The following is a 25,735-nucleotide window of genomic DNA, read 5'->3' as shown; positions in this document are numbered from 1 at the left end:
AAGTTCCCCTCAGCTTTTTATACTTTATTGTTTTTTTCCTTTACGCTTTACAAGCGGATAAAATACAATTCCAATTAAAAAGAGACCAATTCCTAAAGAAAAAGTTTTCATATCTGCAGTTCCGGAAATAATAACCCATGCCGCATAAATGAATGCAAGACCCGCAATAATTCCGTCTTTTATGCGTGAAGATCTTCCACCTAGTTCTGCGTATGTTTCACCTTTAATGACAACTTTTAAGAAATAAATAGTTGAAATTAAATATGGGATAAGATAAGCAAGCGTTGATGATGTTGTTAAGAAAGAATACGCTTGACTAATCGTTCCCGAAACAGTTGAAAAAATAAAGATTTGAGACATAATATTCGTTACAAGTAAAGCATTACTTGGGCTTCCTTTTTTGTTTGTCTTTGCAAAAAAGGCTGGAAAGTTTCCTTCACGGGCTGCTCTGTATGGAACTTCTGAACTTAATAAGATCCACCCAAGCATTGATCCAAACAAGGAGACAAGTGCAAGAAGTGCCATAATGATACTGCCGCCACGACCAATTAAAACGTTTAAAACGTCTACGAAAGGCTTATCTGATGCTTGAAGTTCACTATGTGGGAGTGCCCCCATTGTGATCATTGTAATTGTCATATAAATAATAATAGCAATTGTTACACCTGCAACAGTGGCCTTTTTAATATCGCGCTGTGAAGATGCTCGACCTGATAAAATAACGGCTGACTCAATACCAACAAATGCCCATAGTGTTGAAATAGCGGCATTGTACACTTGACTCGAAAGTCCAAGCGGATTTCCTCCATCTGTGCTCTCAACAGGATAATAAAAACTTCCCATTGTGGAGAACTGAAAAGCAAATAACCCAGCAATAATGAAAAGAGCGAATCCCACGACTTTTGAAAATGTCGTAACAAAATTCAGTTTACCTGCTGCATTCATACTTGTAACTAAGATGGTATGAGTTCCCCATAAGAAGATAGAGCAAACTACAAAAGTAATAAGCTTCCCTAATTCAATCGGTTGAGACCCAACATGAAATAATACTCGACCGTCTCTCATAATTGGTAGAAAAGTAGATAAATAACCTGCAAAACTTGTAATAATCGCTACGTTGCTAATCCAGTTTGCTACCCAATATCCCCAAACGGTTGTAAAACTTGCTACATCACCTGTTTTTTTATTTTCAAATAACGCTCTCGCATAACTCTGCGGTCCCGCTTGTAGCTCTGGTTTTCGAATTGATAGCGTTCCAAAAGTTAGGGCAAGCATTAATACACCAAACCCAGTAACAGCCCATGCTGTCATAACGCCAAGTGGACTTGCCACTTGTGCAAGCGTACTTGGAAGCATGAAAATTCCTGATCCTACCATGTTTCCAACAACAAAAGCTGTTAAGAGCCAAAAGCCCCATTTTTTCGTTTGTTCCATGCTGCAAAAATCCTCCAATAAGTAATTTTTAGCAGACAAAATAAAAAAGTATGGAAATGCCCATACTTTTGCATTCACTCTGCCATATCTCTCTGATAGCCCTCCACAAAAACTTGTGGCAGTCCTGTACTTATTTAATACAGGCCCAGCTTATAAAAAAAGTGGTTTTTTATAAGCTTCGGCGCTCATTCCTTTCACATATGTTCATAAGCTCCACTTGCTTCCCATATGTTACTCCTAATACGCGCAACCTCTACCTCACCGAGAAAGAGTGAGGATTTATATTATTTTTACTACGTTATAATACCAAAGAGAGCATGCGCTGTCAAAGCCCTATTTTGTGTAAAATAAGGAAAAACAGCTCATGTTTGTTTCTTATGCTTTTAGAGAACTTTTTAATACTTTCTCAATCGCTTTTGCTACTCCATTATTATCATTCGTTTCGGTTACATAGTCACATAATGACTGCACTTCAGGATCTCCATTTCCCATTCCAAAACTTGTAGCTGCTTCATTAAACATACTAATATCGTTGCGATTGTCTCCAATAGCGACTGAATGTTTCATATCAACTTTTAAATGCTCTGCCATTTTACGAAGCGCAATTCCCTTTGTTGCCTTCAAATGGTTGACCTCCACGTTATGCAAAGCAGATGAGCTAATAGCTACGTTATCGCTTTTTCCTAATTCATCTTTTACAACTTGTAGCTTGTTTAAGTCGAAGGAGAAAAAGAGGAATTTAAAAATATTAGTATCTTCTTGGAGCGCTTTTTTCATAAGCTCTTCTTTTGGTAAAAAGGTAACGCCAGCCTGTTGTGACTGTTTGGCAGCTAAAAGATCAAGTTCAAAACGAGAAATTTTTTCATTGGAGCTTCTCACTCGGTCTGCTTCTGCTTTCATTACATCTCCTGCATTTTCATATGTATAAACACCGTCTTGCACATACATTTCAAAATAAACTTCCTCATCGTTATGGAAGCGAAGATTCATAGCATTTTGAATGTCTTGCTCCTCTAGAGATTGGCGATGAAGAACGTTTCCTTCTTCATCTCTTACGTCTGCTCCATTTGCACAAATCTTAGGAAGTTTAAGATCGAACGGTTGTAAAGGACGCATTGCATCCTCATAGCTTCTTCCCGTTGCAATGACAACCTTAACCCCAGCGCGTTGTGCATTTTTGATCGCTTCTACATTCTCAGCAGGCACCTTACCTTCACTATTTAATAATGTTCCATCCATATCAATTGCAATAATCATCAATTGTTCCCCCTTGCTGTATTTGTTTTTACTATAGCGTATGAAACGCTTTTCACTGAAAGATTTTTTATTATTTCATGTTATTTTTTAGACATAGTAAAAATATTATTCCCTATTTCATATGTTTCAATCAAAAATTAGAGTTCCATGAAATGATTGTGAATTATTGCTCTTTTTTGTTGTTCTCTTCTCCTTATCTATAATACTATAGAAAGAAGAAGATTTTTTACGATTTCTTGGTCTATTCACAAATTTTGTCGATTGTTTTTTCACATGCTGTATATTATCTTGTATGTAAGTACCTTTAGGAACTATCCTAGAAAGGGGGGAAAGAAAAAACATTGATTCGTTCATTAAAAAAAGCTCATCGCCTATCATCTGTTTCATACCTTGATTCACCAACGGCTTTTTCGTTTTATGCCTTGAATTTTACATATATCGTACACATCGGGATATTAACGTTTAAACCACTTTCTACCGAGCATTATATAAGCGCTTTCGTCAACTTTCTTATTTTGTTGATTAATGGATTTTTATTAGCTACAGATAAAAGGGTTATTAAAAGCGTACGCTATAACAAACAAGCTCGGTTTCTCTACTTCTCAACAGCAGCCATCTGGTTATCTGCAGGAGCTATTTTTACAGAAAACTACTTTTTAATGGCTGTAACAGTCACTTTTATCTTTTATTTAATTGTAGAAGCTGTAAGACTTCTTTTATCCTTTTTCTACTATTGGGGAATTGCGCTATTTTTCCCTTATGAATACAAAGAAAAAAGTGACGATATGATCCGTTCAGGTCAGGAACTTTCTATGTTTTTAACAGCACCTGAACAAAAAGGACTTGCTTTCATAAGGCTTGTACATGGAATGTTGTATATAGCTGCTATTTTTGTTCTTTTTATGATTGTTTCTATTACAATGCCTATTCCAAACGAGAGCCTGTTTTCTTTATTTGATCAAGGAAGAAAACTTGCTACTGAAGCAGAGATAACAAAACCATTTCATATTTTTATTTTTGGGGCGCTTTTCCTCTCTGTTCTTGCTTTTACAGTTCCAAAAGTGAAGCAGCTTGAACAACTTGCACTAGAGCGAAAGGCAGCTATTCAAAAATCACATGCTGTATAACGTATAAGTTAAAAAGACTTATACGTTTTTTTGTGTAGAGTAACGTAAAGTATAGTAAGATAGTGGGTAAGAGTAGGAGGCTTTTTTCTTATGAAATACCTATTAATCTTTTGGGTGGTGATTGTATTGGCTGGATGCTCGAATGATCGACAAGCTCGGAAACAAAAAGTGGAAGATAGCATATTAAGAGCCGAGGTAAATATTTCCTATCAATCTAAAACAGAAGAATACACAATAGAGGCTTCACTACACAATAAAACAACCAAAGATATTCAACTCTTATTTGATCATGGCACTCTTCTCTGGCTTAATAAAAATGGAACAACTCAATCTTCTAATACGTTTTCAACACAAGTATACTCAATGCTTCTAGAAGGAAAAACAAGTGAAACCGTTAGTAGAACTCTTACAAAACAAGAGTGGAAAAAAGAAGACTATGCCCTTTATGTTCAATATAAAGATCAAAATGGAAAAAAGCATATTCTTGCTCTTCATTCTCCTACGTAGCTAAAAAAGCTCATGCGTCTAGACGCATGAGCTTTATAATAAGTTAAATGAATATAACAATTTCAGCGTGGTTGAATTTAGCGACTTAAAATGCCTGTAATGACGCTCGTTTTCGCTTTCGCGTATTCATTTGTACTTTCCCATTCTCGCAGTGCAAGTTTTCGCTTAACAGAAGCATATGCCTCTAAACTATCTTCACTACTTCTTAAAATATCACGAAATTGTAGATGCCTTTCCCATAAGTTGCTCCCCTTTACAACAACATGAAGATGTGCTTCATGATGAAAATCGGCATCCTGTGAAAAATCATGATCTCCATCCCTGATAATGTCCGGAAGACCTTCCTCTTTAAATCGAACGAAATAGCGTCGATTTGGCAAAATGGTTTCATATTGTTGCACATATGTATAACCAAGCTCTCGAATTGGATCAATAGCATACTGTAGTTCTTCTTCTTTTTCCACTCCTACAATTACGTCAATGATTGGTTTTGCCATCATATTTGGTACAGAAGTGCTACCAATATGCTCAATGCTAACCTTCATTGGTGCTAACTTTTCCTCCAACTGTTCTTTCAGAACTCTAAACTTTTCTGGCCACTGTGCATCATACGGAACAAGCTGTACTTTTGCCATTCTTTCTCCCCCCTCATCACTTTCCCATATTATTATATAATAGAAAGATTAATTGGGAAAAGAAGAATTATTGTTTTTTCAGAAAATAAGCGTATTTTGTCGGTTTAACGCGCTTTTTGATTTTCCACTACAAGATCAGGATAATCACAAATAATACCATCAACACCTAGATTATGAAAGCTTTGAATTGTTTTTTTACGATGCACAGCATAAGGAATAACTTTCATACCATTTTTATGAATACGTTTCACAAGCTTCTTTGTAATCAGTCTTCTGTTTGGATTCACATATGTAGCATATGCTGATAGTTCTTTTAATTTTGCAGAAGATATCCCCCATATACTGTACTTTACAAGAACCCCTACTGAAATTTTCGGAAGACGTTTCTTAATCCGTTGGACAGCTTTCTCATCGAAAGACTGAACAATAATGTTGTCAGATTCCGCTAATCGAAAACTTTCAAGCGTTCGTGCAAGCTTCTCCTCAATCCCAGGATATAAAGAAGGATGTTTTAGTTCGATTAGAAAACCTACTTTCGTTCGGAATGTTGCAAATACTTCTGGAAGTGTAGGAATACGCTCGTTTTTAAACTCTTCGGAAAACCACCCTCCAGCGTCAAGTTCCTTTAGCTCATGAAGCGTTCTTTCACTAACAAGACCATTTCCATTCGTTGTTCGCTCTACTGTCTTATCGTGTATAAGAACAAGTTCTCCATCTCTGCTCATTTGAACATCAATTTCAAGATAGTCTGCCTTCATTTTCAATGCTAAAAAGTAAGCTGCAAACGTATTTTCTGGAGCATACCCTGAAGCACCTCTATGAGCAATATTCATGACTTCTCCCCTCTTATCTTTTTTCTTCATAAAAAAGGTGGAGTAATAACTCACTCCACCGAAATTTTGCTTGCTAATTCTCCATTTTTTAACCATACGTGTACTTCTTGACCCTTTTTCAGTCCAAACACGCCTTGATCTCCGCCCTCAAATTCTGTATCTTTATCTGCTGTTACTTCAATGATTTGATATCCTTCATCTTGAGTTAATGGACCAAGGTATACTTTGCTTCCGCTAATATCAACTACTTTCCCATGATAATCCGCTCTTGTAAAAATAAAAAAAGCCGCACATACAAGAACAACAACTGCAACAGCAGGTATAACGATTCTTTTTTTAAGCTTCACTGGCTTTCGTTCCTTTCATCTCTTTTTCTTATATTTTCTTATTTATTCGTTCTTTTCCTTTAAGAGAAAAAGAGGAAATATGCAAATGTTTCTGTCATTTTTTGACGACTCTAAATGTATTTTTTAGGATTGTACTTTATATAAAATTTCATTTCTATTGCTCTCAAGCGTTCTTTAATAAAAGAGGAGGCTTTTCAATAAAAGCTTAAGACCTCTCTAGAGCTTCTTTAGAAAACTTCCTCTTTTGATTAATACGCACTTGGCATGTGAGCCGCTGCAATAGAAAGAAGAATAAAGACGATGAGTACAGCACCATTTATAATGACCGATACGATAGACATTTTTGTTTTCTCTTTAAAAAAGCTGACAATCGTTAATACGATTCCAACAAAAGATAAGAGAAAAGCCCCGAAGAAAAAGAAAATGCCAAACGCAAATTGTAAAACAGTCGGTATAAAGAAGATCCCTGTACAAATAAGGCTTGCTATGCCGAACCATAACGAAGTTTTTGCAATATTCTTTTTTGTTTCTCTATACAATGAAACCTCCCCTTTTGTTTTCATTTCAAATATGACCGGTAACTTGATAATTATTCCAACACTGTACATCTTATCACGAAAAAGAGAAAGAACAAAACATAGAAAAAAGAGAAAATTCTATGAGTTCTGATTCTCAATTACATCCTTTAATACGTCAGGATTATTGGTAAAAAGACCATCTACGCCCCAATGTATCAGCTTCCCCATTGCCTTTTTATCATTGACTGTAAAAGCATGAAGAAACAAACCTTGACTATGGACTTTTTCAATATATCCTTTATCTAAACACGTAGCACGGGGACCAATTCCGTCTGCATACGTTTTAATTTCCTTTATTTCCTGTAATGATGGACGACAAAGAGAAAGCTTAATGAGTGAAAGTTCAGGCTTCTTCTCATGAATGCTTTTTAAACTTTTCGCACTGAAAGATTCAATTAAAAGATGCTCTTCTGGAATATTGTATTTATCCACAAGCTTAAGCAAATTCTCTTCCATTCCTTTATAACTTTGAGGCGATTTTGTTTCAATATAGTAATGCTGATCACGCCCAAAGTAAGCAAAAATTTCTTCGAGTGATAGTATTGATTCTTTTTCAAACGACCCTTTTGCTTGCTTAGGATATTTTCGATTAAACCATGAACCAGCATCAAGATTCTTTAATTGATCATATGTGTAATCTTTCACACGACCTTTTCCATTTGTTGTTCTTTCTAATTTTGAATCATGGATCGCAACAAGGACGCCATCCTTTGTTTGCTGAAGGTCTATTTCAAGATAGTCTGCTCCCATATCAAGAGCTTTTTTATAAGAAATCATCGTATGTTCAGGTGCATATGCAGACGCACCACGATGAGCAATATTTAAAATAGGATGAGTAGATTGTGCTAGAACAAATCTATGCTCAGAACTCACGAGAAGCAGAAGTAACCCAATCGCGATAAAAATGCGTTTTGTCATCGTTTTCTCCTTTTTATGTAAGCCGTGTTTTTTACTATTCACGGTTCTTTCTTTTTTTATGTAAAAAGATTGTGTTTCTTTCATTATCATCTGTTATCCGCATTTCAAATGCTATCATAATTCTCTCATGTTGGGAACATTAGGAAAGGAGAAAGCGTAAAAAAGGTGCTAAAAGTAGCACCTTTTTTACATTTTATAATGTTTTATAGTAGTAATTTAGATCGTATATGATTCTTTCTTCATCTAGCGTTAAGAGAACACGGTTCTCCATTACGACATTTCCGTTAATAACACTATCAGAAACATCTTTTCCACTTGCTGCATATAGGAGATGTGAAGAGGCATTTTCAAGAGGTTGAAGATGGATTTTATCTCTTGGATCAATCGAAATAAAATCTGCTTTGTATCCTTCTTTTAATACACCTGTATCCTCATATCCTAACGCTTTTGCTCCATTCAAAGTTGCCATTTTTAGCATGCTATAAGCAGGCATTGCTTCTGGCGTTTTATGTGTACCTTTTTGCAAAAGTGCAGCTGTTCTCATTTCTTCGAACATATCTAAATTATTATTAGAAGCAACGCTATCTGTTGCAATAGCTACATTCACGCCTGCACGATTTAGGCGAGAAATATCAGCAACTCCAGATCCTAGCTTTAAATTACTAATAGGGTTATGAGCAATTGATGTTCCTTTTTCATTTAAAAGAGCCACATCTTCGTCTGTTAAGACAACTCCATGAGCAAAAATGGTGGGCTGTTCGTAAAAATCAAGATCTGCTAGATATTGTACAGGAGTTGCTTCATGTTCGCTAAGACAATCATTCATCTCTTTTTCTGTTTCAGACACGTGAATGTGAAGAGGCAAATCAAGCTCTTTTGCAATTGAAACAGATGAACGCAGAAGCTCTTCACTACAAGAGTACGGACTGTGTGGAGCAACTGTTGTTCTAATTAATGAACGATCTTTCTTAATATATTGAGCGATATCATAGGCTTCTTTTGCTATAGCTTCATCTCCCTTGTCATTAGAAAACAGGGTATACGCCAAATTACCTTTCATTCCGGTATCTTTTACCGCTTCGTAAAGTTTAAATACATCAAGACCAATTGGATTAAACATGTCGTTAAAAAGCGTTGTCCCGCTCTTTATCATTTCAACAATAGCTGCTTTTGAGCTTGTAATAGCAAGATCTGTTGTGAATTTCGCTTCAAGCGGCCAAATTTTTTCCGTTAGCCATGGATGAAGAAGCATATCATCTCCAACGCCACGTAGAATGTTCATGACAATATGAACATGTGAATTCACAAGCCCTGGCATAACCCATTTTCCGCTCCAGTTGTAAGTTTCTTCACAATCTTGCAATCGCTCTTCTTCCATTTTTCCAATATAGGCAATTTTCTCGTCTTCCGTTATAATCATTCCGTCTTTAATTATTTTTTCCTGATCTAAGGTGAATATATCGCAATGATAGAACGCTTTTTTCATTATATGCTTCCCTTCTTTTAAGGTTTGAAGTTAAATTTTTTCAAGTATAGCATACCTGCTAAGCTCTCCGTAAGGCGTTCGTTTACTTTCCTAACATTCAAAATAATCAAGCTTATTGCTGTTTAAAAAAGTGCCACATCATTTCACTAGCACTTGGAGCAAGAGGATCTGTGAACGTTCCTTTTACGCTTCCTCCTGGCCATGAATGAAGCATGCTATTGATTGATACGTAGTGAATTTTGATGCTTTTATCCGGAGATTCATATTCTTCAATTTTATACGTCTTCCCAAGCGGTACCGCCCCCTTATGTGTTCGAACAGGAGTAGAGGGAATTGTGCCATCCTTTTCATTTTTGTTCATTAAATTACACAAAGTGATCCATTGTTTTATTAATTTATTGGCGTTTATTGGATGAACAACACGGTCATATGTACCGTGAAAGACAATAAGAGGCACCCTTTTATCGTATACAGCCGTTTTTTCGTATAAAAGCTCTCCCATCTTTTCAGCATCATGCTGTGGTCCGTTAATCATAGCGAGTGCACGCTCTGATTTGGTTTCGGCTGCTTTATAAGGGAGACCTCCTACAACTCCTATTCCTGAAAAAAGATCTGGATAAACGCCCCCTACGATCAGAGCCATTGCCGCTCCGGCAGAAAGACCTGTTATGTATATATCAGATATTTCATATTTTTCTTTTACATGATTAATCATGCTAACAATTTTGTGAGGCTCTCCTTTCCCTCTTTCTTGATGCTCTACATCATGCCAACTCCAGCATTTCCCAGAATCTTCACTTCTTGGCTGATCAGGATATAAAACAAGAAAATTGTTTTGTCGAGCCGTATCATTCATTTCTGTTGCCGTAGCAATAATGAAAGGATTTTGCGTGCATCCATGCAAGACAACCATAAGTGGAGACTTTTCATGTGGGCGATTATTTGGTGGTACATAAAGATAGTAAGAGCCCTGTTTAGATTCATATTCTTCAAATCTTTCTTCTGCATTTATCATATACACCCTACTCCTCGTTATTTTCAGAATAAAATTCGCTTCATCATAGCTTCATCGTTTCCTACTCTTATTCCTTCTTTTTTTAAAAACAAGATAAAAAAAGCATTCTCTCTTGTTTAGAGAAAATGCTTTAATAGAGGATGAACTTTTACCTAAAGTCCACCATGGACGGAGTTTCTTAACCATATACCTGCACTCAAAGGACTTACCTTTACTGTAGGTTAATTTACATGTTTTGTCTTCTTTTTTGTTAGAAGAACGAACACATCATATCATTTTTCTTACATTCCAGCAGTTGAGCGAACTTTTTTCCCTATTGCTGTCTTATTAAAGTTAAGGACAAAGTATGCGAGCATTCCAATGCCAATTCCAACCATCAGATCAAAAAAGACGGTAAAAAAGAAGGTAACAAGCAATACAAATGATTCACGTGATTTTTCTTTTACAATGCCCGCAAAATGTTTACGTTCACTCATATTCCACGCTACCACCATTAAAACTGGAGCAAGGCTTGCAAGAGGAATATGAGAGGCATAAGGAGCGAGCACAAGGAGGACAATTAAGGCGAATAAAGCATGCACAACGCCTGAGAATTGAGTTGCTGCTTTGTTTCGAATATTTGTTGCCGTTCTTGCAATAGCTCCTGTAGCAGGAATTCCCTGAAAAAAAGGTAATATAGTGTTTGCAATGCCTTGGGCAACAATCTCTCGATTACTTTTATGCTTTGTACCAGCCATTTCATCTGCTACAACAGCCGAAAGTAGAGATTCCAAACCACCTAAGAAGGCAATGGCTAACGCTGCAGGAATAAGGGTAATAATTTTTTCTAGCGTAATTTCAGGAAGTCCAAACTGTGGAAGCGTGTTCGGGATTGCTCCGTAGAGAGTATTAATGGTTACAAGCTTATCAGGGAAAAGCAAAAGCGCAAAAGCAGTTGAGACAAGCACCCCAATAAGAGCACCTGGAATTTTAGGAACAAAGCGAGTTGCTAAAATAATGCTTACAAGACCAACAATGCCTGTTAACACTCCATAAAAATTGGCTTCTGGTAGACTTTTAACAATGGAAATCATGCCAGCTAAAAATCCAGCTTCATCATTTGTATCGTATAGCCCTAAAAAGTGTGGAAGTTGACCGTAGAAAATGATAATCGCAATCCCGGCTGTAAAACCGATAATAACAGGTTTCGGAATATATTTAACAAGCGAACCTGCTTTACATAGTCCAAGCACAATGAGAATAAGCCCTGCCATAAAAGTCGCAATCATTAGATTATCAAATCCATACTGTGTGACAATCCCAAGCAGTATCGGAACAAATGCCCCTGTTGGTCCTGCAATCTGAAATTTCGAACCTCCTAATGTAGAAACAATAATCCCGGCAATTACAACGGTATAAATTCCGTGTACAGGTTCCGTTCCTGAAGCAATAGCAAATCCCATCCCAAGTGGAATAGCTACGATTCCTACAATAATCCCAGCAATCAAATCACGCCTCAGCATCTCAAGCGTATACGGCTGTTTCTTTGTTTTATTCATCTTCTTCCTCCTCCCCCATCTTCCTTCGTCCTCACTTTTTCTTAAACAGTACGCTCTGCTCTTTCTTCTTTTGTAAGCGATGTGACATGATCAACCTTTCCATTCTCTGGATCAATGATAAGACCGTGAATTTTTATATCTTGAGGCAGGAGTGGGTACTCATGGAGGAATGAAACGCTCTCTTTCACGCTATCTTCTATATGATCAAATCCTTTGAGCCATCTTTTGAAATTAACTCCTTCATTTGATAATTGTTGCACACCTTGTTGAACGTCACTTCTATCCTTCCATTTTTCAAGTAAATTGTCGCAGCAAAAGCCTGCCATACCGCAATCATAATGTCCTACGACAAAAATTTCTTCAACACCAAGCTCATAGACAGAAACAAGGATGCTTCTAAGAACATTTTCACTTTTTCCACAAACAAGAGCACCTGCTGTTTTAATAATGTTGGCATCTCCATTTTTTAAACCAAGGGCTTCTGGCAACATTTTAATTAAACGAGCGTCCATGCATGTAATGACAAGCATGTTTTTATTAGAAAATTTACTTGCTTTAAACTTTTCTCCTTCACCTTTTGCTACAAATTCCTCATTTTTCTTTAACATGCTTTCTAATCGTTCCACCTTATTCATCCTTTCTTCCCTACAGCTTTTTAAGTTGAACCGTTTTCTTTTATGTTCTTTTAAAGAATAAAAGGAAAATATGAGAGAATAATTAGATAAATATTAGAATTCTATTAGATTTTAGAAAAATTAAAATATATTTAACTTTCTTAACTTTTAACAATACTCAATTTTGTTAACTTATTGTAAATTAAACAACAAGTATTACAGAACTAATACAAAAGCACCTTTCTAAAGAAAGGTTTCTTTCTTATGATAAAAAGGTATAATGAACTGAAAAAGGAGGATTACATAATGGAACTTACTGTTTACTTAGCAGGACAGATTCACGATAATTGGCGCGATATATTAAAAAATGAAGCAAGCGACTTAAATTTACCACTAACATTTGTTGGTCCGATGGAAAATCACGATCGTTCTGATAACATTGGTGAAGAAATTCTAGGAAAACAACCTAATAATATTTTCAAAGATGAAGCAGCTTCTGCTATTAATAATCTACGAACTGAAATTTTAATGAATAAAAGTGATGTTGTTATTGCTCTTTTCGGAGATAAATATAAACAGTGGAATACAGCAATGGATGCATCACGCGCAATTGAAAAAGGAAAACCGCTTATTTTAGTTCGCCCAGAAACTCTTCATCACCCGTTAAAAGAACTGTCAAACAAAGCACAAGTTGTTGTGGAAACACCACAGCAAGCTTTGCAAGCTCTTTCTTATGTATTCTCATAAAAAAAGCGTCTCGCATATGCGAGACGCCTTTTGCCTTCTATTCTACTGAAATCTCTTTTTCTTTCCTAAGATTTTGAGCCATTTCTTCTTTATAGCCAAAGAAGTAAGTGAAAATGAAACCTGCCCCGTAAGAGATTAAAAGACCAAGCAAGTATAAAATAATTTTCCCATCTACAACAAGCAGTGTAAGCGGGAGCCCTGAGATTCCTACTGCTTTTGTTGCTGTTGCGAAAACAGCTTGTGAAGCTCCTCCAACAGCAGCGCCTAGACATGCTGTAATGAATGGACGTCCAAGCGGTAAAGTCACCCCGTATAAAAGCGGTTCTCCTACCCCTAAAAATCCTACAGGAAGCGCTCCATACAAGTTTTTCTTAATGCGCTCGTTTTTCGTTTTTGCTAAGATAGCAAGCCCTGCTCCAACTTGACCTGCCCCAGCCATCGCTAAAATAGGAAGAAGCGGAGTAGCTCCTGTTGCTTGAATAAATTCCATATGAAGAGGAATCAATCCGTGATGAAGCCCTACCATTACAAGAGGCAAAAATGTACCTGCTAGTACGGCGCCAGCGAGAGGACCACCTATTTCTAGTACAGCAGTTAAGATGCTTAAAATTCCTTCTGAAAGAAGCCCTCCTAGTGGCTGAATAATATACATTGTACTTATTCCGACAATAAGAAGCGTGAGAAGAGGAGTTAAAATAATGTCTACAGCATTTGGAATAAACTTTCTTACATTTCGTTCAATAACAGTCATAAACCAAGCTGAGATCAAAACAGCAATAAGTCCGCCCCGTCCTGCTGTTACTTCTTCTCCCATAATTGTAAGATCAAGAGTATCAAGAGCTGGGTTAATAATTAATAAACCTGCAATTCCCCCCAGAACTGGCGTACCCCCAAATTCTTTTGCAGCATTAATCCCAACAAAAACTCCCAGATAGGTGAAAATACATCCTCCAATAAACTTCATTAACACAATCAGTTCATTTGCTTCATCAACACCACCGTTGATAAGCGTACTTACGATCCCATTAATAAGTCCTGAAGCAATAAGTCCTGGCAAAAGAGGGATGAAGACGTTCCCAATTTTCTTTAGACCATTTTTAAAAGGTGTATTGTTCTTTTCTTGAGTTTTTCTTTTTTGATCTTCTTCAACTGAAGATTGATTAAAAAACTGCTGAAATTCTGAAGCCACTTTATTCACAAAACCAGGTCCTAAAATAATTTGAATTGTTTCATCTTCTACAACTCCAATAACGCCGTCTATTTCTTCGAGTTTTTGAATATTGACCTCTTCTCGGTTATAGACGTTCACTCTAAGCCTTGTCATACAATTTGTAAAATTAGCGACATTCTCCTCAAACCCAAGACAAGCTAAAATTTTGCGTGCGACTTCCCGCTCTTTTGACATTGTACTCCCCCTCTTTTTTTACCTCTCTTAAAGAGCCTGACGTACAAATCCATTGCTAGTCTGCAATTTTTTTAGTGCTTCCTCTACTGTACAATTTGTTAGGACCATTAGAATAGCAACTTTAATATTTTGTTTTGATTGATCATAATAGGTAGAAGCCTCTTCATATGATATACCTGTTGCCTCCATAATGATTCGTTTTGAGCGCTCTACAAGCTTCTCGTTTGTTGGCTGTACGTCCACCATTAAGTTTTTATATACTTTGCCTATTTGAATCATTGAAACAGTTGAAATCATATTTAGTAAAAGCTTTTGGGCTGTTCCTGCTTTTAGTCTTGTTGAACCTGTAAGAACTTCCGGTCCTGTATCAACTTCAATTGCCACGTCTGCTAGAGCGCTAATAGCTGTTTCTTTATTACATGAAATTGCACATGTTGATGCACCTCTTTCTCTAGCATATCGTAAGGCTCCTATAACATATGGCGTTCGTCCACTTGCCGCAATACCAATTACGGTATCATTAGAGGTAATGTTCAGCAATTTCATATCTTCTGCTCCTAAATCTTCACGATCTTCTACTGCTTCAACAGCTTTGATAAAAGCTGATTCTCCTCCTGCCATGACCCCTTTTACAAGGCCTGGATCTGTACCAAACGTTGGTGGACATTCAACAGCATCAAGAACACCAAGACGTCCGCTCGTTCCTGCTCCAACGTACAAAAGCCTCCCCCCTGATTTAAAGCTTTCTACAACTAGACTCACAGCTCTTTCAACATTTTCTAATTCCTTTTGAATCGCTTCTGGAACTTTCTTGTCTTCTTCGTTCATAGTACGCAAAATATCTTGAATACTCATTGTATCTAATTCCTCTGTTTGATTGTTACGACGTTCTGTTCCTAAACGTTCTAACACTTCTCCACCCCTTTGATAGCGTTTTCATATATTCTTATTTTATGAAAAATTGAAACAAATAGTCAATATATTTATTAATTTTAATGAAATTATATTTCATTAAACATATTGCTACCTTCTTAAATTTATGACGGCTTCTCTTGTTTCATGAAACTTTTGAAGAATATCATCGCTAAGACGATTAAAGACATTAATATATAGGGCATCCACAATGTTAAGCTGGGAAGTTCTAGAAGCAATGCTCCCAATTCGGTAATCTTGTTCAACATCTGGAATACAAAGGGGAAAATCAGCTGTTTTATAAAGCGGCGTTTTTTCAAGCTTTGTAATAGCTACGACACATATCCCTCGTTTCTTAGCTAGTCGAGCTAGTTCGACGACCTCTTTTGTTTTTCCAGATGTTGAGATTCCGACAAAAAGATCTTTTTTCTCCATGCTTGTCATTAAATTGATAGCCATATGAAAGTCGTATGAAACTAACGAAGGATAGCCAAGCTTTGAAAATTTATATGTAGCATCCATAGCACTTACAGCAGATCCACCAACACCGAAAAAAAAGATTCGATTTGCTCCTAAACATTTCTCAATGACACGTTCAAATACCTTTCCATCAAGAGAACTTTCCGCCATATCAAGCGCTTTTCGACTAGCATTCGTTACTTTCATAAAAAGCTGCAACGGAAGATCATCCTTATGAATTCTCGAAACTTCGTTAATATAATCGTTTCCACTGAGTTCACGTACCAAAGACATCTTAAATGTTTTATAACTTTTAAGCCCTATTTTCCTACAAAAGCGAACAATGCTAGCTTCACTTACCTTACAACGAATAGAAAGCTCTTTTGTTGTTAAAGTTGGAATTTCTTCAACATTATTTAAAATATACCCAGCAATCTTTTCTTCTGACTTTGTAAACCCTTTTTTACCTTCTTTGATTTGTTGCAATAAGCTCACTGACAATCCCTCACTTTTTGTAAAGTAAATCTATTTTCTTTATTTTACGGTCTAAAAAAATGGAATACAATCTTTCTTTTCCATATAAAAAGCACAATCACCTCTTGTGATTGTACTAGAACGCATCCTGTTCTTTTTTTAATGAGTCAACGGTTAAAGTCTTTTCTTCATCAATGTGTCGACTTGGCTGTGTCGCTCGGTCTGCATTTGGAGAAGGCTGTCCTTTTTCAAACTTCTCCTGTGCTTTAGCTGTTCGTTTTGCATAAGGATTAGCTTTTAAGCGTTCATATGGAATTTCTTCGCCAGTATCTACACAAATACCGTATGTTCCATCTTCCATACGCTGTAATGCTTCATCTACTTGTTGAATTAAGCGTTCATCAACTTCCCGAATCGTCTCATCTCGTTCACGCTCGTATTGCTCTGTCGCAATGTCTGCTAGATGATTGTCAACTCCGTTCGTTAATTCACCTGTTGATTCTTGTAAACCTTCTTTTAGCGTTTCTTCTACTCGCTCTGTTTTATATTTTTTCATATTTAAAAGCATTTCTTTTAAATGCGTTTCTTGTTCTTTGGTTAAAGCCATTTTCTTCTCTCCTTTTTCCTTTACTATTTTCATTCCCCCTTTCCTATTGTTTAAACATATAAAAAAGCTATCTCAAAAACAGATAGCTTTTTCCCCTTACTTCTTAAAGAAAGCTGTTCCGCCACCAAGCTCAACTACTTTAGCTTTTCCTTTTGCGTCTTGGAGCACTCCGCGCGTGTCAAAAATAAGGTTTGCTTTTTCTAAAATCTGCTCTTTTGGAAGCACGCTATGATCTGTTAAAATTACCACACAGTCGCTTTCGCTTAACTCTTTGTCAAGTAACGAGACACTATGATGAACTTCTCCATTGATCATAATACGTTCAAAGTGTGGATCATGATAAGTTACATTAACCCCTTTTTCAAGAAGATATTCCATCACTTCTACAGCTTTTGAATCTCGCACATCTGGCACATCTCTTTTATACGTTAATCCATAGAGTAAAACGCTTGTTTCTCCAGGTGCTTTGCCTACTATTTCTAATGTTCTTTCAACAATATACTGAACAATTTTTTCATTTGTAAAAGTTGACAACTCAATGAAATTGCTAGTAATTCCTTTTTCTTTTGCTTTAAATTGCAAATAGAGAGGATCTACGGGAATGCAGTGGCCACTAATACCTGGGCCTGGATAAAAAGGCGCGAATCCATATGGCTTTGTGCTTGCAGCTGCAATCACTTCCCATACATCAATGTTAATTTGGTCACAAAGCATCGCCATTTCATTAATAAAAGAAATGTTGATAAATCGATACGTGTTTTCTAAAAGCTTTGTAAGCTCGGCAATTTCAGGCGAGGAAACAGGGACCACCGTTTGATAAATCTTTGAATATAAATCACAAGCAACTTCCTGACAATCTGAAGTAATGCCTCCAATTACTTTCGGAATATCTCCAAGCGAAAATTGAACATTCCCAGGGTCAACGCGTTCTGGAGAATATGCTAAATGAAAGTCTTTCCCTGCTTCAAGCCCACTTTCTTCTAAAAGAGGTTGAAGAATCTCTCTTGTTGTTCCTGGAAACGTAGAACTCTCGAGAACAACAAGCTGACCTTTTTGAAGATGAGCTTTCAACGCCTCTGCAGCTTTCTCGATATAAACAAGATTTGGAGCATATTCTTCCTTAAGAGGAGTTGGAACACAGATAATGATTGCATCTGCTTCCTCTACATTTTTATAGCTAGAAGAAACAGAAAATCGTTTTGATTTCATACTTTCTTCTACACTCTTGTCACTAATATCTGAAATATAGCTTTTCCCATTGTTTAAAGAGCGAATTTTATTTTCATCTAAGTCAATTCCAACAACCGTAAATCCTTTTGATAATAGCAACATAGATAGAGGCAATCCAACAAATCCTAACCCTACTACAGCTATTTTCTTCTTATCATTATACATATAAAAACCCGCCTTTGCTCTATTCCTTTTATAAGGTATGCATAATGAAAGAAGTTGGCATGGACACCACACCAGTTATAAAATATTAATTCTTTTATTTTAGAGATTTCCTACAATCACTTCTAGAAATCGTGGTAGAACGATAATAGAATCCGGAGTATAATATTTGCGCTCGCCATCACAGTCAATTTTTTGTGCTGATGATGTAGTTACTTTAACATGCTTAGCTTGAAATTTAAGAATACTTTCCTCTTGAATAACTTTCTCATCTGAAAAATTTGAGAGAAAAAGCTTCCAAAACGTCTGGACGTTAGATTCCGTCACAACAAGCACGTCCAAACAAGAATCTTGAAGATGGTTTTTCGGAAAAAAAGGTCTTAGCCCTCCTGTAAAAGCCCCGTTTCCTATTACAACCATAACAGCCTCTCCTTTAAACTCCTCTTTATCCCCTTCTATTTCTACATAGAAAGGTTCAATATTCGTAATTGTTTTAGCTGTACTCATATAATAAGAGAGTTTACCAAAACGAGCTTTTGAATCTTCCTCAATGTTTTCAGATACTTCATTAATGAGCCCAATTCCCCAAAAGTTTGAAAAGTATTGATGTTCACTCTTCCCAATGTCTACTTTTTCAACTCTTCCTGTTGCAATTTGCTGTGCCGCTTTGATAATATTTTGATCCATTCCAATACCTCGTGAAAAATCGTTACATGTTCCACCTGGAAGCACTGCAAATAAAGGTCTTGTTTCTAGCTTACACATAGCATTAATAAGCTCGTGAATCGTTCCATCCCCCCCTGCTCCAATAATTAAATCAACTTTGCTTTCAAGCTCTTTTACTAAACGAGCGCCATCTCCTTCTCGTTTTGTTTCATAAACAGAAAGTGGAGCATACGTGCTTTCTATGATTTCTTTTATATGTTGTAACTCTTTTTTTATTTTTCCATTTCCTGCATTAGGATTTAAAATTAGTGCTGCTGACCTCATCTTCATCTTCCCCCATTCATAGTACTTTATCTTTGTTTATTCCCTTTTTCAAAAAATTGTACACCATCCTCCCTGTATTGCTTGGCTTGGCCTTTTTCACATGAGTTTTAGAGAAACGCTCACAAAGAACTTATCGTTCAAATGAAAGAGTTTCTCTCACTTTTATTTTCTACCATTTCCGGCTTGCTCCCCCACCACCAGCGCTTCCACCACCGCCGCCGATATTACCTCCACCTCCACCTCCTCGAAAAAGAAAGAGAAGCTGAAGCAATAAATTTGTAAGAAAGCCACCAAAAAACTTTACATCAATCACAATAAGAATAATTAAGATAATACCGATAATAATTACAACAAACGGATTCATTTCTTGTCCTGAAGAAGCTTCCTTTTCAGCTGGTGTGGCTGTTTTTCCTTCCCATTTTGTTTCCACTCCGTATTCTTTAGCTGTTTCCGCATAAAGAACGCGATATGTTTCAACAATTCCTTTTCCATACTTCCCTTGTTTAAAATAAGGAAGAGTAAATTCATCCAAAATAGCTCCTGCTTTAGAATCAGGTATTGCTCCCTCAAGACCATATCCAACCTCAATACGAACTTCTCTTTGTTCACTCCCTTTTACAACAAGAAGAAGAATGCCATTGTTAAGCTTCTTGTCCCCTAGCTTATACTGTCTAAATGCTTCAATTCCGTACTCTTCAATTGTCTTTTCCTCTGTTGAGGAGACCGTTAGTACCGCAATTTGAGCTTTTGTTTTTTGTTGAAGACTTCTCCCCATTTGCTTCAATTCCTCGGCTTCTTCTTTTGTTAGAAGCCTTGCAAAATCCTGAACATAAATATCGCCAACTGGTGTTGGAGCATTAGCACTTGCTGAAAAAGGGGCAAGAAATAAAGTAAAAAAACAGAGAAACATAAAAAAACGGGAGAGGCTCATTCGCTTCCACTCCCAAAGTCTACTTGAGGATTTTCTTGATCTTTCTCACTTACTTCATAATACGATTTTTTTGAAAATCCAAAAATATTAGCCATAATGTTTCCTGGGAAACGTCGAACTTTTAAGTTGTATGTTTCGACACTTTCGTTGTAATCACGGCGAGCAACAGCTAAACGATTTTCTGTTCCTTCAAGCGTATCCATTAAACTCCTAAAATTCTCGTTTGATTTAAGATTTGGATAATTTTCAACAACAACGAGAAGACGATTCAAAGCTCCGTTCAAGTTCTCATCTGCGTTTGCATATTCCTTTGGAGTATTTGCTCCCGCAAGCTGGGCGCGAGCATCTGTTACAGATTGAATGACTTCTTTTTCTTGACTTGCATATCCTTTTACAGTTTCAACTAGATTAGGAATTAAATCTGAGCGACGTTTTAGCTGATTTTCTACCTGTGCCCATGACGTATCTACTTTTTGTTCCTGTGTGACAAGTCCGTTATATGAACTAAACGAAAAGATTGCAAGCAGTACAATGACGCCAAGGACAACCCAAATCCCCCATTTTTTCACGTTATTCACCTCTTTTTTTGATCTTAGTTATAGTATGAACGAAAAACATTTTTTATTTCATACGTTGTTAAAATAGCTATTTCTTTTCTTTCTAACGCTTTTTTTCTATAATTGAACAGAAGTAGCGGTTAAAAAGATAAAGATCAACTAAACCTACTACAACAGCAAACTAAAGGAGCATTCTATGGAAGTAAACGATTTCTTTGCCGGGATCATGCCTCCTTATGTCCCAACAGTGCTGCTTGTTCTAAATATTTTGCTTGCAATGGCAATTGTCTTTTTAGAACGACGCAACATTACAGCAACATGGGCATGGGTTATGATATTAGGGTTTATCCCAATTGTTGGATTTATTTTATATTTAATATTTGGTCAAAATTTAAGCAAAAGAAAGATTTTTACTTGGGATAAAAAAAGTAAGGAATATATTAAGAAAATCGTTGCAAATCAGCGCGAACTTCTTCAATCACATATGTTTGATTTCCATAATCCCATCAATAAAAAGCATCAGCATTTAATTGCTATGCTTTTAAATAACGATCGAGCTATTTTCACTCAGGATAATGAAGTTGATCTTTTTATTGACGGAAGGGAGAAATTTGACTCTCTTTTTCAAGATCTTGAAAACGCGAAACATCATATTCATATGCTGTACTACATTTTGAGATCAGACGAGCTTGGAACTAAACTTGGGAATTTGCTTATTAAAAAAGCGAAAGAGGGCGTTAAAATAAGGCTTCTTTACGATGATATGGGTTCTAGAGGACTCAGTCGGAAGCTTGTCAAAAGCATTCGAGCAGCAGGGGGAGAAGTTGAAGCATTTTTCCCGGCTCGCTTTCCACTCGTTAACCTCCGCTTAAATTACCGCAATCACCGAAAGCTTGTTATTATTGATGGAAGCATTGGATATATTGGTGGATTCAACGTTGGAGATGAATATTTGGGGTTAAATGAAAAGTTTGGATATTGGAGAGATACGCATTTACGTGTCAAAGGTGAAGCTGTTCACCATATTCAAAGCCGCTTTATTTTAGATTGGAATCAAGCTTCAAAACACGATATTTCTTTTAAGGGACATTATTATCCTCCAGCTTCTCCAAGAGGAGACGTTGGTGTTCAAATTGTTTCAAGCGGTCCTGATTCTCAATGGGAACAAATAAAAAACGGCTATATTAAACTGATTTTGTCAGCAGAGCGCTATATTTATATTCAAACTCCTTACTTTATTCCTGATGATAGCTTACTTGATGCACTTCGAATTGCAGCTCTTTCAGGTGTGAAAGTAAAAATTATGATTCCAGACAAACCTGATCACCCTTTTGTATATTGGGCAACATATTCGTATATTGGAGAGCTTTTAAAAGCAGGAGCAGACGTTTATATTTATGAAAATGGCTTTCTTCATGCAAAAACTATTGTTATTGATGATGAGATTGCTTCAGTTGGTACTGCCAATATTGATGTAAGAAGCTTTCGTCTAAACTTTGAAGTAAACGCTTTTCTTTATCATTACAAAACGGCTATGAAGCTTGCCGCAATCTTTGAAGATGACATGCTAAAATCAAAGAAATTGACTCGTGAGATTTATGATCAGCGTTCCTACTATATCCGCTTTAAAGAATCGATTTCGCGCTTATTATCACCTATATTATAAAAAAGAGACAAAGCTAGGCTTTGTCTCTTTTTTAATCAACAATCGTCTCCATATTAGGATTTTCAAGAAACCGGAAAAAGGTGTCGATTTGGGCCTTTGTCACACGTTTGACAGAAAGCGGTGGCAAATTTTCTTGCTCACAATATTGAACATCAAGTGTTTCCATCCCTGCTTTAAGCTCTCCGCCTTTTACTTCACAAAGAAGATAGAGATTGTAAATGTGGAAAAATGATGGCGGGTGATCGTGGTGATGCTGATCAAAAACGGCAAGAAGACGTACAGGCTCTACCTCAATCCCTGCTTCTTCTTTCACTTCTTTTACAACCACTTCACGCGGACTTAATCCAACATCTGCCCATCCTCCAGGAAGAGACCATAGCCCGTCTTGTTCTTCTTGCACCATTAAGATTTTATTTTCCTGAAACACAACTGCTCTTACCGCCACTTTTGGAGTTGGATATCCTACTTCCCCCGCCAATAGGATGTCTAATGTATTAGCATCTACTTTTGTATACTGAAGCAAAATTTCTTTGCTTAGTTCTCTAAGTTGTTCGAAACGTTCAATATCATACTTATCTTTTGAGTATGCTAATCCCGCTTGCGCAATTCCCTGCATTTGTTGTACCCATGCTAACCAGTTTTCACTCACGGTCTCTCACCCTTTATCTAGTTTTCGAGCAAAAAGACGCTCGTCTTTTATAGTATGCAAAGATGAAAAGGCATGTTTCTCTATTTATTCTAGTATTGTTGCACCTACTTTTAGCAACACTTTACTCGTTCTCTTCTCAAGCGGCGGTAAATTATCTTGAGAAAAGAAAGAAAGTTTCTTTGCTTCCTTAAAGTTACACTGCAAGCTTCCATATGGGTCAATAGCTAAAAAAACGGAAATGATATTATACACTTCATCACCGTTAGGATATTTAAAATAGTAGTCTTCCCCTGAAAGAATATCCATAAATTGAAGTTTATGAGCTGTTAACCCTGTTTCTTCTTTGAGCTGTCTTGCGGCTGCTTCTTCAAATGTTTCTCCAAGCTCCATAGCTCCACTCGGCAATCCCCATGTTTCTGTATCTTTCCTATGTAATAAAAGTACTTTATTTTCCTCATTCACAACGATAATCATGGCACTTGGGACAAAAAGAGAAGACGCCCCTATTTTCTTTCTCATCTGCTCAACGTATCTTTCCATAACAATCCTTCCTCATAACAGCGATTTTTCCTAATCTTAACATAGATTTCATCCCTGTTGTGTACTGCTTTATATTTATTTTCTTCTAAATAAGAAAAAGGCCGTCCGATGAACGGCCTTCTCCTTATTTATTTTGCCCTTTTAAAGCATAATTCAATCCTTTAATTACACCATCATGAAGAGTTTCGTGCCAAAGGCTGAAAGAAAAAAGCTCTCCAATTGTTTTCATTTCCACGCTTCCAAGTTTGAATGGTTCAACAAGCTCCTCATCAAATTTCCCTGCAAATGTTTGAGGAAATTGTTCAAGCTGACGAGTCAATTCTTTCTTGACTTCTTGTAGTGATGGAGCTGTTTTTTCCCATCCGTCTTCTTTTGGGTCTGTTCCCATATCAAAATGAGAAATAAATTCTTCTGAAAGCTCTGGTTTTTGTCGTAATCCTAATCCATATAGCACGCGTTCTTGAATAACGGCAATATGTCCTAAGTTCCAGTGAATAGAGTTGCTGAATCCTTCTGGAATAACGTCAGCCTTTTCCTCTGACGTTGTCTCTAGTAAACGAATTGTCCCTGAACGTAAAAATTGAAATTGACTTATTAAACCTTTTTCCATAATATCGCCTCCCATTCCTATCTTACACTTTTCAATTAGGAAATATAAAGCAATAACGTCTGAAACTCTACTAAAATAGAGCAAATATATTTAAACAGACATCCCTTTGGTCAGTACCTGTTTTTTCAGATTTGGCAAAGAAGCAACCAAAAATAAAGAACGACCAGCGTTAAATACTAAAAAGGCAATCCACAACCCGTGATTTCCATAAAACGGGGGAAGCAAAAAATATGAAGCTAAAAAGAAAAAGAGTGCAAAAATAGTAGAATCTCGAATTGGTTTTGCTCTTGTTGCTCCTGTGAAAACACCGTAAAAAAGCAAACCAGCACCTGTAGCAAAAGGAAATAGAGTGAGCCAGAAACTATACTCTTTAGCGGCTTCAATTGTGCTCATGTCGTTTGTAAATAACGAGAACAAAGCGCTGTCTATAAAGAAGTAGCACAAACTTAAGAAACAAACAACAATGAGGCCCCAATATATTGTAAGCGAAAGACCTTTGTTATACAAAGATTCGTTATTACCTCCAACAGCTCTTCCTATAACAATACTTGTAGCATTAGCAAAACCATCTAAACAATAAGCCATAATAAATTGAATTTGAAGAAGAATGGCGTTTGCTGCTAGTATTTCTGTACCAAAATCCGCTCCTTTTGCTGTAAATAGATTGTACATAACAATTAAACAAAACGTTCTAATAAAAAGATCACGGTTGACTTCAAGCATTTTTTTTAAAGAGGAAAAATCAGCAGTGCTCCCAAATGACCATTTTTTTAAAGAAAGGTTAAATGTTTGAGCAATGATAATTATTCCCACGACAGCTCCCGAAACTTCAGCAATGAGGGTTGCAAAAGCAACGCCCTTGACTGCCCACCCAAATCCTTGCACAAATAAAAAGTCTAGAGCGATATTTACAACATTCATTCCAATTTGAAGAAAAAGAGACGCTTTTACCCGCCCAGTGCCTATTAAAAAGCCTAATATGACATATGTTATAAGTGCAAATGGTGCTCCCCATATGCGGATATAAAAATAGTTTACTGCAAGTTCCTGAACTTCCTGACTTGGTTTGATAACCATTAATGCTATCTTGCCGATCGGCCACTGCAATAAAATAAAAGAAACGCCAACAAGTAGAGCAAGAAACATCGGCCGTGTTAAAGCATGAAGAAGTTCTTCTTTTGCTCCCTTCCCTACTGCTTGGGCTGAAAATCCCGACGTACTTACTCTTAAAAAACCAAACAGCCAATAAATCGTGCTGAAAATTAAACTACCAATAGCAACTGCTCCAATATATGTAGCTCCGCTTACGTGTCCAACAACTGCTGTGTCAACGGCACCGAGAACGGGAGTTGTCATTGTTGACAGCATAAGCGGAATAGCTAAGCTAAGATATTCTTTATGTCTCATAGTTTCACTTCCTTACTCTTTTAAAAAGCAAATGTTCTGGCTAACATGTATCAACACTAGCTCCTTCTTTCATTAATCTATTTTTGTCGCTCCCCCCTAC

The 25,735-nt window shown here is 36.7% G+C and carries 27 protein-coding genes and 1 riboswitch; of the genes, 4 read left to right on the top strand and 23 right to left on the bottom strand.

Features of this window, described 5'->3' with window-relative positions; all coding sequences use genetic code 11:
• Nucleotides 1–24: 24 nt before the first annotated feature.
• Both ACK3CR_RS13615 and ACK3CR_RS13610 read right to left on the bottom strand, forming a co-directional pair.
• Nucleotides 25–1,434, bottom strand: coding sequence for an amino acid permease (locus tag ACK3CR_RS13615; protein WP_243513253.1), 1,410 nt, complete (start codon nucleotides 1,432–1,434; stop codon nucleotides 25–27).
• Between the two features lie 88 nt (nucleotides 1,435–1,522).
• Nucleotides 1,523–1,698: riboswitch (Lysine riboswitch) on the bottom strand.
• Nucleotides 1,699–1,809: 111 nt separating this feature from the next.
• Nucleotides 1,810–2,691, bottom strand: a complete 882-nt coding sequence (locus tag ACK3CR_RS13610) for a Cof-type HAD-IIB family hydrolase (RefSeq protein WP_268582792.1) — start codon at nucleotides 2,689–2,691, stop codon at nucleotides 1,810–1,812.
• A 341-nt stretch (nucleotides 2,692–3,032) separates the two neighbouring features.
• Between ACK3CR_RS13610 and ACK3CR_RS13605 the strand changes: the two genes are divergently transcribed.
• Together ACK3CR_RS13605 and ACK3CR_RS13600 are read left to right on the top strand one after the other, a co-directional pair.
• The gene (locus ACK3CR_RS13605; protein ID WP_243513257.1) at nucleotides 3,033–3,818 is read left to right on the top strand and encodes a hypothetical protein; all 786 of its coding nucleotides are present in this window, start codon (nucleotides 3,033–3,035) and stop codon (nucleotides 3,816–3,818) included.
• Between the two features lie 90 nt (nucleotides 3,819–3,908).
• Nucleotides 3,909–4,325 carry a putative periplasmic lipoprotein gene (locus ACK3CR_RS13600; RefSeq protein ID WP_328123556.1) on the top strand — a complete coding sequence of 139 codons (417 nt, stop codon included), beginning with the start codon at nucleotides 3,909–3,911 and terminating at the stop codon, nucleotides 4,323–4,325.
• Nucleotides 4,326–4,402: 77 nt separating this feature from the next.
• On the opposite strand, the gene ACK3CR_RS13595 is transcribed toward ACK3CR_RS13600, so the two are convergent.
• The 9 genes from ACK3CR_RS13595 to ACK3CR_RS13555 all read right to left on the bottom strand — a co-directional run bounded on the left by ACK3CR_RS13595 (nucleotide 4,403) and on the right by ACK3CR_RS13555 (nucleotide 12,301).
• On the bottom strand, nucleotides 4,403–4,960 hold the full coding sequence (locus ACK3CR_RS13595; protein WP_243513268.1) for a GrpB family protein: 558 nt from the start codon (nucleotides 4,958–4,960) through the stop codon (nucleotides 4,403–4,405).
• A 104-nt stretch (nucleotides 4,961–5,064) separates the two neighbouring features.
• The gene (locus ACK3CR_RS13590) at nucleotides 5,065–5,793 is read right to left on the bottom strand and encodes a glycerophosphodiester phosphodiesterase (protein WP_488975568.1); all 729 of its coding nucleotides are present in this window, start codon (nucleotides 5,791–5,793) and stop codon (nucleotides 5,065–5,067) included.
• 50 nt (nucleotides 5,794–5,843) lie between these two features.
• Complete coding sequence (locus tag ACK3CR_RS13585) at nucleotides 5,844–6,140, bottom strand: hypothetical protein (RefSeq protein WP_019393275.1); 297 nt, start codon at nucleotides 6,138–6,140, stop codon at nucleotides 5,844–5,846.
• 248 nt (nucleotides 6,141–6,388) lie between these two features.
• Nucleotides 6,389–6,679: a hypothetical protein gene (locus tag ACK3CR_RS13580; protein ID WP_243513271.1), complete on the bottom strand. Its 291-nt coding sequence runs from the start codon at nucleotides 6,677–6,679 to the stop codon at nucleotides 6,389–6,391.
• A gap of 117 nt (nucleotides 6,680–6,796) precedes the next feature.
• Nucleotides 6,797–7,636, bottom strand: a complete 840-nt coding sequence (locus ACK3CR_RS13575; RefSeq protein ID WP_243513272.1) for a glycerophosphodiester phosphodiesterase — start codon at nucleotides 7,634–7,636, stop codon at nucleotides 6,797–6,799.
• Nucleotides 7,637–7,829: 193 nt separating this feature from the next.
• Nucleotides 7,830–9,122 (bottom strand): amidohydrolase, encoded by a 1,293-nt coding sequence (locus ACK3CR_RS13570; RefSeq protein WP_488975567.1) that lies wholly within the window; start codon nucleotides 9,120–9,122, stop codon nucleotides 7,830–7,832.
• 112 nt (nucleotides 9,123–9,234) lie between these two features.
• Nucleotides 9,235–10,137 (bottom strand): extracellular catalytic domain type 1 short-chain-length polyhydroxyalkanoate depolymerase, encoded by a 903-nt coding sequence (locus tag ACK3CR_RS13565; protein WP_328123553.1) that lies wholly within the window; start codon nucleotides 10,135–10,137, stop codon nucleotides 9,235–9,237.
• A gap of 281 nt (nucleotides 10,138–10,418) precedes the next feature.
• On the bottom strand, nucleotides 10,419–11,675 hold the full coding sequence (locus tag ACK3CR_RS13560) for a SulP family inorganic anion transporter (protein ID WP_488975566.1): 1,257 nt from the start codon (nucleotides 11,673–11,675) through the stop codon (nucleotides 10,419–10,421).
• Nucleotides 11,676–11,716: 41 nt separating this feature from the next.
• Nucleotides 11,717–12,301, bottom strand: a complete 585-nt coding sequence (locus ACK3CR_RS13555) for a beta-class carbonic anhydrase (protein WP_488975565.1) — start codon at nucleotides 12,299–12,301, stop codon at nucleotides 11,717–11,719.
• Between the two features lie 294 nt (nucleotides 12,302–12,595).
• Here ACK3CR_RS13555 and ACK3CR_RS13550 point away from each other — a divergent pair, with 294 nt between their 5' ends.
• A complete protein-coding gene (locus ACK3CR_RS13550) occupies nucleotides 12,596–13,036 on the top strand; it encodes a YtoQ family protein (RefSeq protein ID WP_040058141.1) in 441 nt (146 codons plus the stop codon).
• A 37-nt stretch (nucleotides 13,037–13,073) separates the two neighbouring features.
• Here the strand turns inward: ACK3CR_RS13550 and ACK3CR_RS13545 are convergent, their stop codons facing one another.
• The 8 genes from ACK3CR_RS13545 to ACK3CR_RS13510 all read right to left on the bottom strand — a co-directional run bounded on the left by ACK3CR_RS13545 (nucleotide 13,074) and on the right by ACK3CR_RS13510 (nucleotide 20,775).
• Nucleotides 13,074–14,441 (bottom strand): PTS transporter subunit EIIC, encoded by a 1,368-nt coding sequence (locus ACK3CR_RS13545; RefSeq protein ID WP_243513277.1) that lies wholly within the window; start codon nucleotides 14,439–14,441, stop codon nucleotides 13,074–13,076.
• 27 nt (nucleotides 14,442–14,468) lie between these two features.
• Complete coding sequence (gene murQ, locus ACK3CR_RS13540; protein WP_328123551.1) at nucleotides 14,469–15,353, bottom strand: N-acetylmuramic acid 6-phosphate etherase; 885 nt, start codon at nucleotides 15,351–15,353, stop codon at nucleotides 14,469–14,471.
• 111 nt (nucleotides 15,354–15,464) lie between these two features.
• Complete coding sequence (locus ACK3CR_RS13535) at nucleotides 15,465–16,307, bottom strand: MurR/RpiR family transcriptional regulator (RefSeq protein ID WP_243513281.1); 843 nt, start codon at nucleotides 16,305–16,307, stop codon at nucleotides 15,465–15,467.
• A gap of 115 nt (nucleotides 16,308–16,422) precedes the next feature.
• The gene (locus ACK3CR_RS13530) at nucleotides 16,423–16,893 is read right to left on the bottom strand and encodes a TraR/DksA C4-type zinc finger protein (RefSeq protein WP_328123550.1); all 471 of its coding nucleotides are present in this window, start codon (nucleotides 16,891–16,893) and stop codon (nucleotides 16,423–16,425) included.
• Between the two features lie 96 nt (nucleotides 16,894–16,989).
• Entirely contained in the window at nucleotides 16,990–18,288 is a 1,299-nt protein-coding gene (locus tag ACK3CR_RS13525) for a nucleotide sugar dehydrogenase (protein WP_488975564.1), read from the bottom strand.
• A 99-nt stretch (nucleotides 18,289–18,387) separates the two neighbouring features.
• Complete coding sequence (locus ACK3CR_RS13520) at nucleotides 18,388–19,275, bottom strand: diacylglycerol/lipid kinase family protein (protein WP_488975563.1); 888 nt, start codon at nucleotides 19,273–19,275, stop codon at nucleotides 18,388–18,390.
• 169 nt (nucleotides 19,276–19,444) lie between these two features.
• Nucleotides 19,445–20,206, bottom strand: coding sequence for a TPM domain-containing protein (locus ACK3CR_RS13515; RefSeq protein WP_243513285.1), 762 nt, complete (start codon nucleotides 20,204–20,206; stop codon nucleotides 19,445–19,447).
• Complete coding sequence (locus ACK3CR_RS13510; protein WP_243513286.1) at nucleotides 20,203–20,775, bottom strand: LemA family protein; 573 nt, start codon at nucleotides 20,773–20,775, stop codon at nucleotides 20,203–20,205. The genes ACK3CR_RS13515 and ACK3CR_RS13510 overlap by 4 nt, the downstream gene beginning before the upstream one ends.
• A gap of 184 nt (nucleotides 20,776–20,959) precedes the next feature.
• On the opposite strand from ACK3CR_RS13510, the gene cls reads away from it, so the two are divergent.
• A complete protein-coding gene (gene cls, locus ACK3CR_RS13505; protein ID WP_243513287.1) occupies nucleotides 20,960–22,429 on the top strand; it encodes a cardiolipin synthase in 1,470 nt (489 codons plus the stop codon).
• A gap of 31 nt (nucleotides 22,430–22,460) precedes the next feature.
• Here the strand turns inward: cls and ACK3CR_RS13500 are convergent, their stop codons facing one another.
• The 4 genes from ACK3CR_RS13500 to ACK3CR_RS13485 all read right to left on the bottom strand — a co-directional run bounded on the left by ACK3CR_RS13500 (nucleotide 22,461) and on the right by ACK3CR_RS13485 (nucleotide 25,635).
• Nucleotides 22,461–23,078, bottom strand: a complete 618-nt coding sequence (locus ACK3CR_RS13500) for an NUDIX hydrolase (protein ID WP_328123548.1) — start codon at nucleotides 23,076–23,078, stop codon at nucleotides 22,461–22,463.
• An 84-nt stretch (nucleotides 23,079–23,162) separates the two neighbouring features.
• Nucleotides 23,163–23,618 carry an NUDIX hydrolase gene (locus tag ACK3CR_RS13495; RefSeq protein WP_019393257.1) on the bottom strand — a complete coding sequence of 152 codons (456 nt, stop codon included), beginning with the start codon at nucleotides 23,616–23,618 and terminating at the stop codon, nucleotides 23,163–23,165.
• A 124-nt stretch (nucleotides 23,619–23,742) separates the two neighbouring features.
• Complete coding sequence (locus tag ACK3CR_RS13490) at nucleotides 23,743–24,228, bottom strand: DinB family protein (protein ID WP_243513289.1); 486 nt, start codon at nucleotides 24,226–24,228, stop codon at nucleotides 23,743–23,745.
• 90 nt (nucleotides 24,229–24,318) lie between these two features.
• The gene (locus ACK3CR_RS13485) at nucleotides 24,319–25,635 is read right to left on the bottom strand and encodes an MATE family efflux transporter (RefSeq protein WP_488975562.1); all 1,317 of its coding nucleotides are present in this window, start codon (nucleotides 25,633–25,635) and stop codon (nucleotides 24,319–24,321) included.
• Nucleotides 25,636–25,735: the final 100 nt, after the last annotated feature.

The sequence above is a fragment of the Priestia sp. TRM10 genome, from assembly GCF_057808375.1.
This window is presented reverse-complemented; position numbering and strand designations above follow the sequence as displayed.

Coding starts and splice junctions, on each gene's coding strand:
- ACK3CR_RS13545 (WP_243513277.1), bottom strand. CDS start 14,441: ATGTCAAAAGAGCGGGAAGTCGCACGCAAAATTTTAGCTTGTCTTGGG.
- ACK3CR_RS13495 (WP_019393257.1), bottom strand. CDS start 23,618: ATGGAAAGATACGTTGAGCAGATGAGAAAGAAAATAGGGGCGTCTTCT.
- ACK3CR_RS13600 (WP_328123556.1), top strand. CDS start 3,909: ATGAAATACCTATTAATCTTTTGGGTGGTGATTGTATTGGCTGGATGC.
- ACK3CR_RS13570 (WP_488975567.1), bottom strand. CDS start 9,122: ATGAAAAAAGCGTTCTATCATTGCGATATATTCACCTTAGATCAGGAA.
- ACK3CR_RS13595 (WP_243513268.1), bottom strand. CDS start 4,960: ATGGCAAAAGTACAGCTTGTTCCGTATGATGCACAGTGGCCAGAAAAG.
- ACK3CR_RS13525 (WP_488975564.1), bottom strand. CDS start 18,288: ATGTATAATGATAAGAAGAAAATAGCTGTAGTAGGGTTAGGATTTGTT.
- ACK3CR_RS13520 (WP_488975563.1), bottom strand. CDS start 19,275: ATGAGGTCAGCAGCACTAATTTTAAATCCTAATGCAGGAAATGGAAAA.
- ACK3CR_RS13490 (WP_243513289.1), bottom strand. CDS start 24,228: ATGGAAAAAGGTTTAATAAGTCAATTTCAATTTTTACGTTCAGGGACA.
- ACK3CR_RS13575 (WP_243513272.1), bottom strand. CDS start 7,636: ATGACAAAACGCATTTTTATCGCGATTGGGTTACTTCTGCTTCTCGTG.
- ACK3CR_RS13565 (WP_328123553.1), bottom strand. CDS start 10,137: ATGATAAATGCAGAAGAAAGATTTGAAGAATATGAATCTAAACAGGGC.
- ACK3CR_RS13615 (WP_243513253.1), bottom strand. CDS start 1,434: ATGGAACAAACGAAAAAATGGGGCTTTTGGCTCTTAACAGCTTTTGTT.
- ACK3CR_RS13560 (WP_488975566.1), bottom strand. CDS start 11,675: ATGAATAAAACAAAGAAACAGCCGTATACGCTTGAGATGCTGAGGCGT.
- ACK3CR_RS13530 (WP_328123550.1), bottom strand. CDS start 16,893: ATGGCTTTAACCAAAGAACAAGAAACGCATTTAAAAGAAATGCTTTTA.
- ACK3CR_RS13610 (WP_268582792.1), bottom strand. CDS start 2,691: ATGATTATTGCAATTGATATGGATGGAACATTATTAAATAGTGAAGGT.
- ACK3CR_RS13590 (WP_488975568.1), bottom strand. CDS start 5,793: ATGAATATTGCTCATAGAGGTGCTTCAGGGTATGCTCCAGAAAATACG.
- ACK3CR_RS13485 (WP_488975562.1), bottom strand. CDS start 25,635: ATGAGACATAAAGAATATCTTAGCTTAGCTATTCCGCTTATGCTGTCA.
- ACK3CR_RS13550 (WP_040058141.1), top strand. CDS start 12,596: ATGGAACTTACTGTTTACTTAGCAGGACAGATTCACGATAATTGGCGC.
- ACK3CR_RS13515 (WP_243513285.1), bottom strand. CDS start 20,206: ATGAGCCTCTCCCGTTTTTTTATGTTTCTCTGTTTTTTTACTTTATTT.
- cls (WP_243513287.1), top strand. CDS start 20,960: ATGGAAGTAAACGATTTCTTTGCCGGGATCATGCCTCCTTATGTCCCA.